The organism is Stenotrophomonas sp. YJH_SMC_65 (assembly GCF_059369475.1).
In genome coordinates this window covers 266712-280794 of record NZ_JCAFSR010000004.1, presented here as the reverse complement: position 1 = coordinate 280794, position 14083 = coordinate 266712, and the positions used below count along the sequence as shown (strand labels likewise).

The 14083-nt window shown below is 69.1% G+C and carries 12 protein-coding genes; 4 read left to right on the top strand and 8 right to left on the bottom strand.

Annotated features, from left to right (window positions below):
- Window positions 1-4: 4 nt before the first annotated feature.
- A complete protein-coding gene (locus AC5P7A_RS09425) occupies window positions 5-799 on the bottom strand; it encodes a D-alanyl-D-alanine carboxypeptidase family protein (protein WP_126411422.1) in 795 nt (264 codons plus the stop codon).
- A gap of 132 nt (window positions 800-931) precedes the next feature.
- Here AC5P7A_RS09425 and AC5P7A_RS09420 point away from each other — a divergent pair, with 132 nt between their 5' ends.
- Window positions 932-1498, top strand: a complete 567-nt coding sequence (locus tag AC5P7A_RS09420; RefSeq protein WP_049439308.1) for a GIY-YIG nuclease family protein — start codon at window positions 932-934, stop codon at window positions 1496-1498.
- A 7-nt stretch (window positions 1499-1505) separates the two neighbouring features.
- Here the strand turns inward: AC5P7A_RS09420 and AC5P7A_RS09415 are convergent, their stop codons facing one another.
- The gene (locus AC5P7A_RS09415; protein ID WP_167692587.1) at window positions 1506-1649 is read right to left on the bottom strand and encodes a hypothetical protein; all 144 of its coding nucleotides are present in this window, start codon (window positions 1647-1649) and stop codon (window positions 1506-1508) included.
- 98 nt (window positions 1650-1747) lie between these two features.
- Between AC5P7A_RS09415 and AC5P7A_RS09410 the strand changes: the two genes are divergently transcribed.
- Entirely contained in the window at window positions 1748-2647 is a 900-nt protein-coding gene (locus AC5P7A_RS09410) for a LysR substrate-binding domain-containing protein (protein WP_032959086.1), read from the top strand.
- Between the two features lie 34 nt (window positions 2648-2681).
- On the opposite strand, the gene AC5P7A_RS09405 is transcribed toward AC5P7A_RS09410, so the two are convergent.
- Window positions 2682-3398 (bottom strand): transporter substrate-binding domain-containing protein, encoded by a 717-nt coding sequence (locus AC5P7A_RS09405; RefSeq protein WP_014648602.1) that lies wholly within the window; start codon window positions 3396-3398, stop codon window positions 2682-2684.
- A gap of 82 nt (window positions 3399-3480) precedes the next feature.
- Between AC5P7A_RS09405 and AC5P7A_RS09400 the strand changes: the two genes are divergently transcribed.
- A complete protein-coding gene (locus AC5P7A_RS09400; RefSeq protein ID WP_014648601.1) occupies window positions 3481-3852 on the top strand; it encodes a VOC family protein in 372 nt (123 codons plus the stop codon).
- 65 nt (window positions 3853-3917) lie between these two features.
- Here AC5P7A_RS09400 and AC5P7A_RS09395 read toward each other — a convergent pair whose 3' ends face one another.
- On the bottom strand, window positions 3918-4757 hold the full coding sequence (locus AC5P7A_RS09395; RefSeq protein WP_164077591.1) for an arylamine N-acetyltransferase: 840 nt from the start codon (window positions 4755-4757) through the stop codon (window positions 3918-3920).
- A gap of 203 nt (window positions 4758-4960) precedes the next feature.
- Between AC5P7A_RS09395 and AC5P7A_RS09390 the strand changes: the two genes are divergently transcribed.
- Window positions 4961-7498 (top strand): methyl-accepting chemotaxis protein, encoded by a 2538-nt coding sequence (locus tag AC5P7A_RS09390; RefSeq protein WP_262093637.1) that lies wholly within the window; start codon window positions 4961-4963, stop codon window positions 7496-7498.
- A gap of 92 nt (window positions 7499-7590) precedes the next feature.
- Here AC5P7A_RS09390 and AC5P7A_RS09385 read toward each other — a convergent pair whose 3' ends face one another.
- The 4 genes from AC5P7A_RS09385 to cutA form a co-directional block, all read right to left on the bottom strand.
- Entirely contained in the window at window positions 7591-10113 is a 2523-nt protein-coding gene (locus tag AC5P7A_RS09385) for a PepSY domain-containing protein (protein ID WP_495220081.1), read from the bottom strand.
- Between the two features lie 638 nt (window positions 10114-10751).
- Complete coding sequence (locus AC5P7A_RS09380) at window positions 10752-11315, bottom strand: TlpA family protein disulfide reductase (RefSeq protein WP_126411418.1); 564 nt, start codon at window positions 11313-11315, stop codon at window positions 10752-10754.
- Window positions 11312-13693, bottom strand: coding sequence for a protein-disulfide reductase DsbD family protein (locus AC5P7A_RS09375; RefSeq protein WP_053494579.1), 2382 nt, complete (start codon window positions 13691-13693; stop codon window positions 11312-11314). Before AC5P7A_RS09375 ends, AC5P7A_RS09380 begins: the two co-directional genes overlap by 4 nt.
- Window positions 13690-14028, bottom strand: a complete 339-nt coding sequence (gene cutA / locus AC5P7A_RS09370; protein ID WP_014648595.1) for a divalent-cation tolerance protein CutA — start codon at window positions 14026-14028, stop codon at window positions 13690-13692. The genes AC5P7A_RS09375 and cutA overlap by 4 nt, the downstream gene beginning before the upstream one ends.
- Window positions 14029-14083: the final 55 nt, after the last annotated feature.

The following is a 14083-nucleotide window of genomic DNA, read 5'->3' as shown; positions in this document are numbered from 1 at the left end:
CCGCTCAGGCGTCGGCGGTGGTGTCGGCCAGCGCCGCAAACCCGGCGGCCAGCCGCTCGCGCACAAGGGCATCGCGTGCGTCGCGGCTTTCAGCGCCCAGCACCACGGTGATCAGGCGTACCGGCAGGTTCCGCCCGGGCACAGCCCGGCAGGCAGTGGCGGCCAGGCAGAAGCCTGCGGCCTGGGTGTAGCCGGTCTTCAATCCATCCACGCCGTCTTCGCCAAGCAGTGCGTTCTGGTTGCTGCGGCTGAAGCGGCCATGCGCGAACGTGCGCTGCGCGGTGATTGCCAGGATCTGCGGATGGTCATTCAGCAGGCAGGCGGCGAGTACCGCCATGTCGCGCGCGCTGGAGGCATGGTGCGGGGTGGTGATGCCGGACACGCTGGCGAACCGCGTGCTGCGCAGGCCAAGCTGGCGCGCGTGCCAGTTCATGCGGCCCAGGAACGCAGGCTGTGATCCGTCCAGATGGCGTGCGATGGCCAGCGCCGCATCATTGCCGGAGACGATCATCAACCCTTCCAGCAGGCGCGCCAGCGTGACCGTTTCGCCGGGCACCAGGCCCATGCGTGTTTCATCATCGGCTACGGCAAGCACATCCTCGGCGGCGATGGTGACCGCCTGGTCCCACGTGCCACCGTTCTCTTCGACGCATCCGTAAGCGGCGTAGGCGGTCATCAGCTTGGTCAGCGAGGCCGGTTGCCGCGCGATGTCCGCGTTGTGCTGGTGGACCACCGCGAAGGTTGCCGCTTCCAGGGTGATGGACGAGACCGGCAGGTGGGCAGGCGCAGGAGCAGGCATGGTGGCGGTGATGACAGCGACAGCCAGCGAGGATAGTCCGAAGCGGCTGCATGAAGCCGTACTGCCAAAGCCCTGCGGCGCCCACCGCAACGCCCGGTTGCGGCCGGGCTGCAGTGGAGGCAGCCTGCGCACATGCAGTCGCATATCCGCATCGACGGTCGTGTCTTCGCCTACGTCTTCCCCTGTGCGTGGGAGGACTACGCGAAGATCGGCTTTTCACGCGATCCGCTCGGGCGCATCAGCGCATTGCACCGGCGCTGGTTCGAGTTCTTCGACCTTGATGCCGGTACGCTGGTGGAAGCGGAGAGCGAGCGCGATGCGCGTGATCTGGAGCTGCAGCTGCGTTCGCCGTTCAAGGCGCACCGCGCGCCGGCGCCGATGACGGTCCAGGACAAGGCCGGAGGTCGCACCGAATGGGTGCGTGGTGCCAACCAGGCGTTGTCGCTCGCGGTTGATGCGTTGGGCGCACAGGGCTATCGCTGTTTCCAGCTCAAGGCTTGGCTGCAGGCCGCCCAGCGCCTGCGCATGGACCGGCTGCACGACTGGGCGGCGGTGCAGCTACCGGAAGAGGATGGCCTGCGCATGCCCGGTGGCCCCGGCGAGCGCGTGCTGCGTGACACCCTCGACGGTTGCCGGGCGCTGGATATCGACCCAATGCCATGGCTGCCTGAACACGTCCAGCGTTGGTATGCAGGTTGAGCCGTGTTCAACGGCCACGCGGTTTCTGAACCGGCGCGGCCGGTTGCGGCGCACCCGTGGGGGAGCCGGTGGACGGGCGGGCCAGCTGCCGGGCCAGTTCGGCGTTGGCCACGTGGCCCTGCAGGAACAACAGGCTGCCGTAGATGTTCATGAGCGTCCCTCCACTTGAGTGGATTGCACGATACGGGCAGCATGGACGCGGAAAAAGCGACATTTCCGCAAGCATGCCTTGAGAGGAATTCAAGCCTGATGTCCCGTCCGCCCCTTCACGCCCTGCAGGGCTTCGTGGCCGCCGCGCGGCTGGGCAACCTGTCACGCGCAGCGGCGTCGATGAGCCTGACCGTCAGTGCGCTCAGCCATCAGATGCGCCAGCTGGAAGAGCGGCTGGGGCAGCCACTGCTGGTCCGCCAGCCACGCGGCGTCACCCTCACCCTGGAAGGGCAGCGCCTGCTCGACCAGGTCGGCCCGCATCTGGATGCGATCAACGAGGCCTTCCAGCCCTATGCCGCACGCGCCGAGCACGTGCTGACGATCAGCGCGGTACCGTCGATGGCGTCGGCGTGGCTGGTGCCGCGCTTGGGGCACTTCGTTGCCGAGCATCCACAGATCGAGATCAACCTGCAGTCGAGTGAACGCCTGATTGACTTCGAGCGACAGCGCCAGTTCGACGCCGCGCTGCGGCTGGGCAGCGGGCAGTGGCCGGGCCTGGTGGTGGAGCCGCTGTTCGACGAGTGGCTGCTGCCGATGGCCAGCCCGGCGCTGATCGAACGCATGGGAGGGATCGACCGCGTGCCGCTGAACCAGTGGCCGCTGCTGGGGGATCCCGATGGCGCGTGGGGCGCCTGGTTCGCGCTGAGTGGGCAGAACCCGCCGCCGCGCTTCGTGGCGGTGCTGGATGATTCGGAGGCGCATCACCGTGCGGCGCTGGACGGGGTGGGCGTAGCGCTGGGACGGGTGACGCGGGCGCGCCTGCTGCTGGATTCGGGCCAACTGGTGGCGCTGTCCAGCCTGCGACTGAAAACCGCCTGGCCGCATTGGCTGGTCTACCCGCAGCGCTCGGCCCGCCATCGCGGCTTCCTGGCCTTCCGCGACTGGCTGCACGCTCAGGCGGCCGAGCACGTCCGGCACATGGCAGACGCGCATTTATAGCGTCGAGCCATGCCCGACTGCGTGTGTCCCGCAGTCACCGTACCAACGTAACCGCCTGCCCGGCACGGGCGAAGGCTTCGCCCAGCAACGAGCCTGCCTTGATCGCCTCCACTTCCTCGAACAGCGCCTGCAATGCATCGGCCGGGCGCGAGGCCGGCGCCGCGACCGCCTGCTGGATCACGGTGAAACGGTCGGCCAGCACGCGGTGGCCGGGATGCGCCTGCGCCCAGGCGGCCAGCGGCTGGCGCACGCCGGCGGCGGCATCCAGGCGCTGCAGATCGAACAGGGTGATGGCAGCGGCCGACGTCTCGGCCCGCTCGATCATGGCGTGGCGCAGTTCGCGGCTGAGGAACAGGTCGTAGGCGGCGCCACGACCGACCGCGATGCGCAGGCCATCGCGGTCCAGGTCGGCCACCTGCTGCGCAGGGCTGTCCTCGCGCACCAGGTAGGTGCCTTCGATCTCCACATAGGGGGCGCTGAAGGCGATGCGGTCGGCGCGCGCCGGATCGATGGCCAGGAAGGCCAGGTCCCAGGCATCCTTGCTGGCTGCAGCGACCACCGCGGCCGCGGCGTCGTGGCAGGTGAAGCGTGCCTGCACGCCCATGCGCTGCGCCAATGCCGTGGCCAGTTCCAGTGACGGCCCGCGCGGTGAGCGCGCGTCCCCCTGCGCCAGTACTGGATTGCCCAGGTTGATGGCCACGCGCAGGAAGCCCAGCGGTGCCAGCGCACCACGATGATCGGCCAGGGACATGCAGGACTCCGCGGGGAAAGGGCGGTCCAGCATGCCAGTACGGACCTGCAAGGCAGTGTCAGCATCCGGTTATCCTGCGGACATGAACCCCATCCTGCACGTCGAGATACCGGTCACTGACCTGGGCCGGGCCATCACGTTCTACCAGCACTGGCTGCAGGTGGCGGTGGACGAACCGATCCTGCTGCACGACTGCAGGATGGCTTACCTGCCGTTTGCCGATGAGGCCACCGGTGCCAGCATGGCGCTGGTGCGGGGGGCCGACTATCTGCCCTCCGTCCACGGTGCGCGCATCTACATCGGGGTTGATGACCTGGATGCCAGCCTCGAGCGTGCGCTGCAGGCCGGGGCCGAGCTGCGCTTCGGCCCGGCCGATGCCGGTGACTGGCGCGTGGCCGAGATCGCCGACAGCGAAGGCAATCGCATTGCGCTGCAGGCGCGCGTGGTTCTTTAGGGCCGAGCCCATGCTCGGCTGCTGTTGACCCAGCCGCCAACGCTCATCCGAGCATCGGCCCGGCTCTACACCGTGGCCGCGCGCGAGCGCTGCAGCCAGTCGTTGATCGCCGGGTCCAGCCGTGGGTCGTCCGGCAGCTGCATGCCGAAGCGCTGCTGCAACACCTCGCGCACGTCGCCCACATCGCGCAGCGGACGCTTGTCCGGTGCCTGGCCGGGACGGTACTCGGTGTAGTTGCCACTGCCGATGGTGCGTCGCCAGTCCGGCCCGGTCAGGGATGCGCGCAGCTGGCCGGGGAAACTGGAATCGGGATGGGTGCACACGTACCAGTTGCCCACGACGTTGTCGATCGGTGCCGGCGCGTGCAGGTCGAAGCGATACATCGCCCGCCAGCCATCGCCGGACTCGGCGGACAGCACGAAATCCCCCTCGCCGGGCAGGCGCTGCAACAGGAAGCGCTCGTGGGGCGTGGCCTGCGGCTGCGGATCATGCAGCCGCAGCGGCACGGTCGGGGTCAGGCTGCCGAAACCGGCATCCACCAGCCAGTCATCGCCGTCCACCTGCACGCGCAGCAGCAGGTGGGTGCGTGCGGTCAGTTCGCCGTCCTGGGCGGCCAGCAGCACGCGCGCGCTCAACGGCTGTGCATCGAAGCCCAGCGCCTGCAGCAGTGCCAGCAGGCCGCCGTTGAGTTCGAAGCAGTAGCCGCCACGACGGTCGTCGAGCAGCTTGCGCTGCACGCTGTCCAGGTCGATCGGTACTGCATCGCGCAGCAGGCAGCTGAGGGTTTCGAACGGCAGCAGTGCGTTGTGGCGCTGCTGCAGCAGGGTCAGGCCCGCCAGCGTCAGCGGTGGCAGTGCATCCAGCTGCAGGCGTTGCAGGTAGCGGGGGACATCGAGCGTCGTCATGCGCGCGCCGGGCGGGGGAGGGAGATCTACTGTGCTCTCCCAACCGGGGTTGAGGTCAAGCATTGCGCGGGTGTCATCCCCCCGTCGCCTGTGCCGGGTACAAAGGCCGCGTCCGCCAGCAATCGGTGGGAGTGAACCAGGAGCGCCCTAAAGTTGCGCCATTTCCCGCCGATACAGGTGCGTCCTTCCGCCTGGAGCCTGTCATGTCGGCCGTCGTCCCCCACCTCCGGTCCCTGCGCATGCGGCTTGCCGCACTGCGCTCGGCGTCCCCCGGCCTGCTGCTGTGGCTGCAGCCGCATCGGCTCAGTGTGGCCAGCAAGCTCAAGGCGACCCTGTGGGTCTGTGGGCTGGGCCTGATCGCGATCGCCGCCGTCTACGCCTGGACCGGCCATGCCAGCACGCAGGCGGCGCGCAGCCAGGCCAGCTACCAGCACGGCAGCGATCTGGCCGCGAGCGTGGCCACGCAGGTGGCCGAGGCGCGTCGTCTGCAGACCCAGTATGCACGTAGTTTCGACGATGCCGACCGCGCGCAGCTGCTGGCGACGCAGAAGGCGCTCCAGGCCGATCTTCAGGCGCTGCGCGCGATGCCGATGGATCCCGGCCGGCGCGAGGCGCTGCAGGCACTGACCGAAGCCGCCGGCGCGTTCTCGCAGGGTGTGGCCGCCCTGTTCGAACGCGTCGATGAGATGGGTCGTGGCGATGCCGGCCTCGCCGCGCAATTGCAGCAGGCCGCCGACGCCCTGCAGGCGCAGGTGGATGCGTTGCAGCGGCCTTCGTTGGCGTTGTCCCTGCAGAAGATGCGCCGCCAGGAGGCACTGCTGCTGCTCGATGGCGACTCCACCCATGCCGACCGTGCGAGCGAAGAAAAGCTGCCGTTCGATCTCGCACTGGTGGGCCTGCCGACCGATGCGCAGGATGCCCTTCGTAACGGCATGGAGGCCTATCAGGCCGCATTGCTGGGCTATACCGCCGCCCGCGTGGGCCTGGATGTAGAGGCGCAATCGCTGCTGGATACCGCCGCCGGCGTGGCGCCGGCGCTGGCCGTCTTCCAGCAGGCCCAGGTGGCGGCGCTGGCCAAGGCACAGGCGCGCCAGCAGGCCGGCGCACGCACCATGAGCGTGCTGTTCGCGGTGACCCTGCTGCTGGTCGCCGGTGTGTTGATCACCAGCCTGGTGCTGGTGCGGCGTGCGGTGCGCCAGCCGATCCAGGACACCCTGCGCTTCGCCAGCGACGTCGCCGACGACCGACTCGACACCACCCTGCGCGTCTACAACGCCAACGATGAAATCGGCCAGCTGGCGCAGCGCCTGGTCGACATGCAGCAGCGCCTGCGCGCGCGCATCGAGGCCGAGCGTGCCGTGGCGCGCGGCAACACCCGTGTGCGGCAGGCATTGGACAGTGCGCAGACCGGGCTGATGGTGATCGATGCCGAGGGCCGGGTGGCCTACGTCAATCCGGCACTGCTGCAGCAACTCGAGCGCGAGGCCGAAGATCTGGTGGGCAGCGATGCCGTGGGCCTGCATCCGGCGCTGGCCAGCCTGGCCGGCGCGCGCCAGCGCGAGGAGCGCGAGATCGGCCATGCCGGCGTGCGCTACCAGCTGATTGCCAACCCCATCATCGACGAAGGGCAGTTCCTCGGCGTAGCGGTGGAATGGCGCAGTCGTGCGCTGGAGACGCTGCTGGAAACCGAGGTCGCTGCCCTGGTCGATGCTGCAGCACGCGGCGACCTGCATGGCCGTATCGTGCTGGAGGGCAAGCAGGGCTTCGTGCGCACCTTGTCGACCAGCATCAATCGCCTGCTGGCCACCTTTGAAACCAACCTTGGTGACCTGCAGGCACTGCTGGCTGCGCTGGCCCGCGGCGACCTCAGCGTGCGCATGGAGGGGGACCTGCAGGGCGTGTTCGCGCGCATGCGCGACGATGCCAATGCCACCGTCGCGCAGCTGGGCCGCATCGTCACCCGCATCCAGCAGGCCACCTCCAGCCTGGATACCGGCGTTGGCGAGATCGTCGCCGGCCATCACGATCTGTCGCAGCGCACCGAGCAGCAGGCCGCCAACCTGGAAGAGACCGCGGCGTCGATGCAGGAGCTGACCGATACCGTCGGCCGCAACGCCGATGCCGCAGGCCGCGCCGATGCACTGGTGCAGGGCGCGGCGGCGGTGGCCCAGCGGGGTGGCGAGGCGGTCGGCCAGGTGGTCGCGACCATGCATGGCATCAGCGAAGCCTCGCGACGGATCGGCGACATCACCCAGTTGATCGACGGCATCGCCTTCCAGACCAACATCCTTGCCCTCAATGCGGCGGTGGAAGCGGCGCGTGCCGGCGAGCAGGGCCGCAGCTTCGCCGTGGTGGCCGCCGAAGTGCGCCTGCTGGCGCAGCGCAGTGCCGAGGCGGCCAAGCAGATCAAGGGGCTGATCGAGGATTCGGTGGCGCGTGTCGGCCAGGGCAACCAGCAGGCCGCGCAGGCCGGCACCACGATGGGCGAGATCGTCGGCAGCGTGCAGCAGCTGGCCGAGCTGCTGGCAGGTATCCGCAGTGCGTCGCAGGACCAGCATGCGGGCATCGCTCAGGTGAACCAGACCATCGTGCAGATGGAAGCCAGCACCCAGCGCAACGCCAGCCTGGTGGAAGAGGCCGGTGCCTCCACGGCGCAGATGCAGGCGCAGGTGCGTGCCTTGGCAGAAGCCGTGGGCGCGTTCCGCTTGCAGTCGATGCCGCAGGCGCGCGCGGCGGCCTAGTCAGCCGAGCGTGGGCTCGGCGCTACATCGGCTGCACGAACACTGTAGAGCCGAGCCCATGCTCGGCTCACACCAGCGTTCGGCGGCAGGAATCAATACACGTCGCGGCGGTAGCGCCCGTTTTCCAGCAGCGTTTCCACCGCTTCATCACCCAGCGCGGTTCGCAGCACCTGGTCCACGCCTTCGGCCATGCCCTGCAACGACCCACAGACATGGATCACCGCACCGCGCTGCATCCAGTCGCGCAGCGCATCGACGGCCGCACGCAGGCGATCCTGCACGTAACCACCCTCGCCATCGCGCGAGAACGCCAGGTCCACCCGCGTGAGATGGCCATTGGCCTGCCAGGCTTCGATCTCGTCGGCGAACAGGAAGTCGTGTGCGCGCTGGCGTTCACCGAACAGCAGCCAGTGCCCGCGCTCGCCTGCGTGGGCAGCTTCGCGCAACAGGCTGCGCAGCCCGGCGATGCCGGTGCCGTTGCCGATCAGCACCATCGGCGCGCCGCTGACGCGATGGAAACCGGGGTTGCGATGCACGCGGGCGACGATGCCGGCACCGATCGGTGCATGCAACGACAGCCAGCCCGAGCCCAACCCGGCGCGACCGGAGGCGTCATGCACCAGCCGCACCACCAGCTCCACCACGCCGTCATCCGTGCAGGAGGCGATCGAATACTCGCGGCTGGGCAGCAGCGGCAGCCCGGCCAGCCACAGGCAGGCATCCTGCACCGCCAGCGCGGCATCGGCCTCGGGCAGCTCGCGTTCACTGGCCAGCGCCAGCAGCGTGCGCGGATGGCCATCGACCAGCAGGGGCTGCAGCGGATCCAGACCGTGTCCCTTCAGCACGGCACCGGCATGCCGCGCGTTGTGGCGGGGTGCGATGTGCAGGATGTCACCCGCCTGCCACTGCACGTCGGCCGGTGCGGCAAGACGGATACGCCAGATGGCTCCGCCGACGCTGCCCGGGTTGAGGTGGTCGCGGCCGAGCAGGCGCCACTCATGCATCTGCGTAGCCGCAGGCAGCACGCTGTCATCGGTGACGATGCCGGTGAGCGTACCCAGCTGCTGCTGCCATTGGCGCAATGCCGGCACCGAAGCGGCATCGACATCGATGCGCTCGAACAGCGGGCGCGCGCCGTTGCCGATCAGCCAGCCATCGAACTGGCGGCCGAAGCCGCAGTAATGCGGGTACTGGCGGTCGCCCAGCGCGAGCAGGCCGAACTGCAGGCGCGACAGGTCCAGGCGTTGTGCGAGCAGCAGCCGCGCCGCGCGGCGCGTGGCATCCGGTGGCTCGCCGTCGCCGAACGTGCTCAGCACGAGCAGCGCCTGGGAGGTGGCCTGCAGCGTCGCGGCATCGACGCGGGCCAGCGACTGCACCTGCACCGCATGACCGGACGCCTGCAGCTGCGCGGCCGCACGCCACGCCAGTTGTTCGCCCAGTCCGCTCTGGCTGGCATGCACCACCAGCCACGGCGGACCACGGCCATCGGTGGTCGTGGCCGGCAGCGCGCGGCGCAGCCCTCGCGCTGCACGCTGGCTGCGGCGGCGGTCCAGGTACAGCATCCAGCCGGTGATGAATAACAGGCTCATGCCCAGGCTGCTGAGCATCACCACCACGCGCCCGGGCACACCGAAGTAGCTGCCCGAATGCAGCGCGAACACGCTGGTGGCCAGCTGTCCGCCCGCGCCCTGGCGTGCGTACGGGCGGGCATCGAGAACCGCGCCGCTGGCCGGATCGAGCTGCAGCAGGTCATGCGCACGGTCGTGGTGGCCGCCGCGCTGCGACGGATCACCGGCCATCACCCGCACGTTCAGCGCCTGCCCCGGCTTCTCCGGCAGGCGCAGGTCGATGAAGCCGGTGCGCACGCCGGGTAGCGCGTACAGCGTGGCCTCGATGCGATGGACGTCCAGTGCCGCGTCGGCGGCAACCGTGTGCTTTGCCGCCGGCGCCACACCGAGCAGCGTGTTGGCCGCGTTGCGGTACCAGTCAAACGACCACCACAGGCCGGTCAGCGCACTCATCAGGTAGATCAGCAGCACCCAGGTGCCGACCACCGAGTGCAGGCTCCACAGGAAGCCTCGGCCGCTGCGCGTCCACTCCACCGCCAGCCAGCTGCGCCAGTGCCACCAGCGTCGTGGCCAGCGCAGGTAGAGACCGGACAGGGTGAAGAACAGCAGCGCGATTGCACAGCTGCCGGTGATCCACTTGCCGCGCTCACCGGCAGCGAGGTGGCGATGCAGGTCCTCGACGACGTCGAAGAATGCCTGCCCGCGCAGGGCGCTGAAGCGCTCGCCGCTGTACGGATCGAAGTACACCCAGTGTTCCTTGCCGCCGGCAAAGCGCGCGACCGACGGCCGCTGTCCGGTGGCATCCACGCGCAGGCGTTGCAGGGGGCGCTCGCTGCCAGCCTGCAGCAACGGCACCAGTTCGCTGAGTGCAAGGGGATGCTGGCCGTCCGCATGGTGCTCGGCGATCTCAGCGAAGCCAGGATTGGCCGCGCGCAGCAGCTCGTCCTCGAAGGACAGCATGGCACCGCTGAGGCCCATCAGGGCCAGGACGGCACCGGCGGTAATGCCCAGCAGCCAATGCAGTTGGAACAGGACGTTCTTGAACATCGAAGGAGAGGGGCCCGGGAGGCTGCCGCCCGCATCCTGCGCAACAGCAAATGAGAATTAGTCGCGGAATTCTCCGCGGCGCCCCGGCTGCGGTCAAGCAGGGGTTGCCGGCCGGGCTGCGCCCGGCACCCGCGGTAGTGCCGGCCTGGCCGGCAACCTCAGAAGCAACAGCCGAAGCAACAGCGGGTTTCCTGTGAGGAAGCGGGGCGGGTCCGGTTGCGGGGGACGGCGCAAGTACGTCCCTGTAGCCTTGGCCGCGGCATCCATGCCGCGGACACCCCCTCAACCGGACCCACCCCGCCTTCGACAGTTCCTGCGATCTGTCGGAACGAGGTTCTGCTTTGGTGGGTGCCGACCGTTGGTCGGCACGGGGTCTGATTCCGTTCTGAATATCGATATCTGACAGATGTGTCGACCAAGGTCGACACCTACCAACAGCCGCCGGAATCTGTCGAAGGTGGGGCGGTGTGGCTGTGCAGGACCGTTGGCGCCATGGATGGCGCCATCGAGCCCCCACGGACGGGTTTACGGCGTGTCCTGCACAGCCACAGCGCCCCGCCATCCCACGGAAAGCCCGCTTTGGCTGTTGCCGTTGCATTGAGCAGGGTGCAGGGCTCCAAGCCCTGCAAAAAACACCCTCACTTCACCCAGCCGTCGATCTCGCCGTGGGCGAACGGCCCCAGCTTTGCCTTCACCCGCCGCCCCTGTGCATCGAACAGCACGCTGTAGGGCAGCAGGCCCTGCGTATTGCCCAGTTGCACGCTGGCATCGCCTGGCCCCGGCGTCTCGACCACGATCGGGTAGTCCACCGGTACCCGCAGCAGGAAAGCGCGCACGTCGTCCGGGGCATCCAGCGCAATGCCCAGCACCTGCACACCGTTGTCGCCCTGGGCTTCGGCGAAGCGGGCCAGTTCGGGCATCTCTTCCACGCAGGGCGCACACCAGCTGGCCCAGACATTGATCAGCAGCGGCCGGCCGGCGAAGCGGGCGCGCAGGTCCAGCGGTTGTTCCGCCAGGTCCGGCAGGATCAGCGCCGGCAAGGGATCACCCACCTGCAGGGCAGGCTTCACGGCCGTCGCTGTGGAAGCCGTCGTTGGCGCGGCCGGTGCAGACGGGCCGGGTGAGAATCGATGCCCGGCCCACAGGCCGAGGCCGGCGGCCAGCACCGCTGTCCACAGCAGCGCTGGCCGTTGCCACTTCATCGTGCGGTGCGCAGCAGCGCTTCCTCGACCACCGCCTGGGTCAACAGGGTCGGCAGCACGGTCGGCGGCGCCCCCGGGCCGTACACCACGTACAGCGGCACGCCCACGGCCTTGTGCTCTTCAAGGAACGTGGTGATCTGCGGGTCGACGTTGGTGTAGTCACCGCGCATGTACACCGCGTTGGTGCGCTTGAGCAGTTCCTTGAACTCCGGCCGCGACAGCACGGCACGTTCATTGGCCTTGCAGCTCACGCACCAGTCGGCAGTCATGTTGACGAACACCACGCGGTTGTCCGCACGCAGGCGGTCCAGCAACTGCGGCGAATACTCGACCACGTTCTCGCTGGCGGCCTGTGCGGCCCGCGCCGGTGGTGCCAGCTGGGTCACGCCCCAGGCAGGAACCAGCGCGCCGATCGCCAGCAGCACGCCGAGCAGGGTCACCGCACGCGAGCCGGTCCAGCGATTGCGCTCGAACAGCCACAGGCCGAAGGCGAACAGCAGCAGGCCACCCAGCACCAGTGCCATGCCGTCCACGCCGCGCTGTTTGCCCAGCACCCACAGCAGCCACAGCGCGGTGGCATACATCGGGAAGGCCAGCACGTGCTTGAGCGTTTCCATCCACGGGCCGGGCTTGGGCAGGCGGCGTGCCAGCGCTGGCACGAAGCCGATCAGCAGGAACGGCAGCGCAAGGCCCAGGCCGAGGAACAGGAATACGGTCATCGCCTTCAGCGGCGGGGCAATGAACGCGTAGGCGATCGCCCCGCCCATGAACGGGCCGACGCAGGCGCTGCCGACCAGGCAGGCCAACGCACCGGTGAAGAAATCGCCGGCCGGCCCGCTGCGGCTGGCCAGCGACTGGCCGAGGTTGCCGATGCCACCGCCGAGGGTAAACACGCCGGACAGGCTCAGGCCCACCGCGAACATGATGTAGGCCAGCGCCGCCACCACGCCCGGGTGCTGCAGCTGGAAGCCGATGCCGACGGCGTTGCCGATCGCGCGCAGGCCCACCATCAGCGCGCCGATCACCGCGAACGCGACCAGCACGCCCAGCGTGTACCAGAGGGCATGGCTGCGTGCCCGCTCAGGGCTTTCGCCACTCTGCGCCAGGCTCAGCACCTTCAGCGACAGGATCGGCAGCACGCAGGGCATCAGGTTCAGCACCAGGCCACCGGCCAGCGCCAGCAGCAGCACCCACACGAACGAACGGTCCGGGTTCGGGGTTGTCGCCGGTGGGCGCGTGCGCAGTGCGTTGCCATCGCGCGCGTCGGCGGCGAACTCATTGCGCGCACCCTCACTGCCGCTGGCGGCGGGAGTGGCAATGCCGTCGTTGGGGACGGTCGGCAGCAGGCGCAACGGTGCGCCGTTGGCGGATTCACGTGGCACGCCGGCGGCGGGCAGCGGGCTGATCACCTCGTTGCGCGCTGGCGCCTGGTCAATGCTGGCGGACAGCTTGCCAGCGGGAATCGACAGCTTCACCCGGCGGGTCATCGGCGGGTAGCAGATGCCATCGGTCTGGCAGCCCTGGAAGGTCACCACCAAGGTGCTGTCGACGGCATCAGTGACAGTGCGGCGCAGCGGCAGCGGCACTTCCACCTGGTTGAAGTAGACCGAGACATCGCCGAAGTGCTCGTCGCGATGCGATTGCGCGGCCGGCCAGCGCGGCTTGCCGGCCAGCACGCCGGCGCTGCCTTCCAGCTTCAGCGAGGTGCGGTCGCGATACAGGTAATAGCCGGGCGCTGGGCTGAAGCGCAGCAGCAGGGTGTTGCCGTCACTGGCGATGGCATCGAAGCCGAACGCCTGTTCCGACGGCAGCGGCAGGGCCTGGCTGTTGTTGGCCGCGCCCGGCAGGCGCAGGCCACCGCTGTTGCCGGCACCGGCCAGCGGGTTGTTGAACGGGTTGGCCGCACCGGCACGCGCGGCAGGCACCGCCGCCGCCGCACCGGCGCCCGGCAGGGTGACCTGCACCACGCGCTTCTGCGGCGGGTAGCAGACACCGGCATCGGCGCAGCCCTGGTAACGCACTTCCAGGCTGATGGTGCCGGCAGCCTCGGACGGCGTGCCGGGCAGGGTGGCCTGCAGGCGCTCGCGATAGGTCTCGACTTCGCCGAAGAAATCGTCGTGGTGCTTGTCGCCCTTGGGCATCTGCAGCGCGCCGGCATTGAAGGCCGGGTCGGCCTTGACGCTGGTGCGGTGGCGATAAAGGTAATAGCCCGGTGCGATCTTGAACTGCAGTTGCACCTGGCCCCGTTCGGGGGCACTGGCGGTCAGCGCGAACGCCTGGTCCACCGGCAGCAGGTCCTTCTCATCCAGCGCGAAGGCCGGCAGCGAGAGCCACAACAGGGCGCACAAGGCGGCGCCGCGCGCAAACAGAGTCTTCAATCAGTGTCCTCCCGGGTCTGTGCCCGGATCCAGTCCAGATACGCCGGCAGGCCGGCCCGGGTTTCGACCGCGATGCACTCCGGGAGTTCATACGGATGCAGTGCGACGATCCGGGCAATTGCGTCATCGACGCGGCTCGCGGTGGTTTTCACCAGCAGCTGCAGTTCGGCGTCGGTGGTCACCTCCCCCTGCCAGCGGTAGGTCGACTGCGCGCCATCGAGGCGGGTCACGCATGCCGCCAGGCGCTCGCCGACCAGCGCGTGCGCGATGCGCTCGGCACTGGCCCGGTCCGGGCAGGTGGTCAACAGCAGCAGGACGGGATCGACGGTCGACATGACCGCCGAGTATAGGGCCGCCGCCGGGTCAGGGCCCGGCGGCGGCAGTGGACCG

Excerpts from the sequence above, each read along its gene's own strand:
- AC5P7A_RS09425 (WP_126411422.1), bottom strand. The coding sequence starts at position 799 with ATGCCTGCTCCTGCGCCTGCCCACCTGCCGGTCTCGTCCATCACCCTG.
- AC5P7A_RS09405 (WP_014648602.1), bottom strand. The coding sequence starts at position 3,398 with ATGTCCCTGGCCGATCATCGTGGTGCGCTGGCACCGCTGGGCTTCCTG.
- AC5P7A_RS09395 (WP_164077591.1), bottom strand. The coding sequence starts at position 4,757 with ATGACGACGCTCGATGTCCCCCGCTACCTGCAACGCCTGCAGCTGGAT.
- AC5P7A_RS09420 (WP_049439308.1), top strand. The coding sequence starts at position 932 with ATGCAGTCGCATATCCGCATCGACGGTCGTGTCTTCGCCTACGTCTTC.
- AC5P7A_RS09415 (WP_167692587.1), bottom strand. The coding sequence starts at position 1,649 with ATGAACATCTACGGCAGCCTGTTGTTCCTGCAGGGCCACGTGGCCAAC.
- AC5P7A_RS09385 (WP_495220081.1), bottom strand. The coding sequence starts at position 10,113 with ATGTTCAAGAACGTCCTGTTCCAACTGCATTGGCTGCTGGGCATTACC.
- AC5P7A_RS09380 (WP_126411418.1), bottom strand. The coding sequence starts at position 11,315 with ATGAAGTGGCAACGGCCAGCGCTGCTGTGGACAGCGGTGCTGGCCGCC.
- AC5P7A_RS09400 (WP_014648601.1), top strand. The coding sequence starts at position 3,481 with ATGAACCCCATCCTGCACGTCGAGATACCGGTCACTGACCTGGGCCGG.
- AC5P7A_RS09390 (WP_262093637.1), top strand. The coding sequence starts at position 4,961 with ATGTCGGCCGTCGTCCCCCACCTCCGGTCCCTGCGCATGCGGCTTGCC.
- AC5P7A_RS09410 (WP_032959086.1), top strand. The coding sequence starts at position 1,748 with ATGTCCCGTCCGCCCCTTCACGCCCTGCAGGGCTTCGTGGCCGCCGCG.
- cutA (WP_014648595.1), bottom strand. The coding sequence starts at position 14,028 with ATGTCGACCGTCGATCCCGTCCTGCTGCTGTTGACCACCTGCCCGGAC.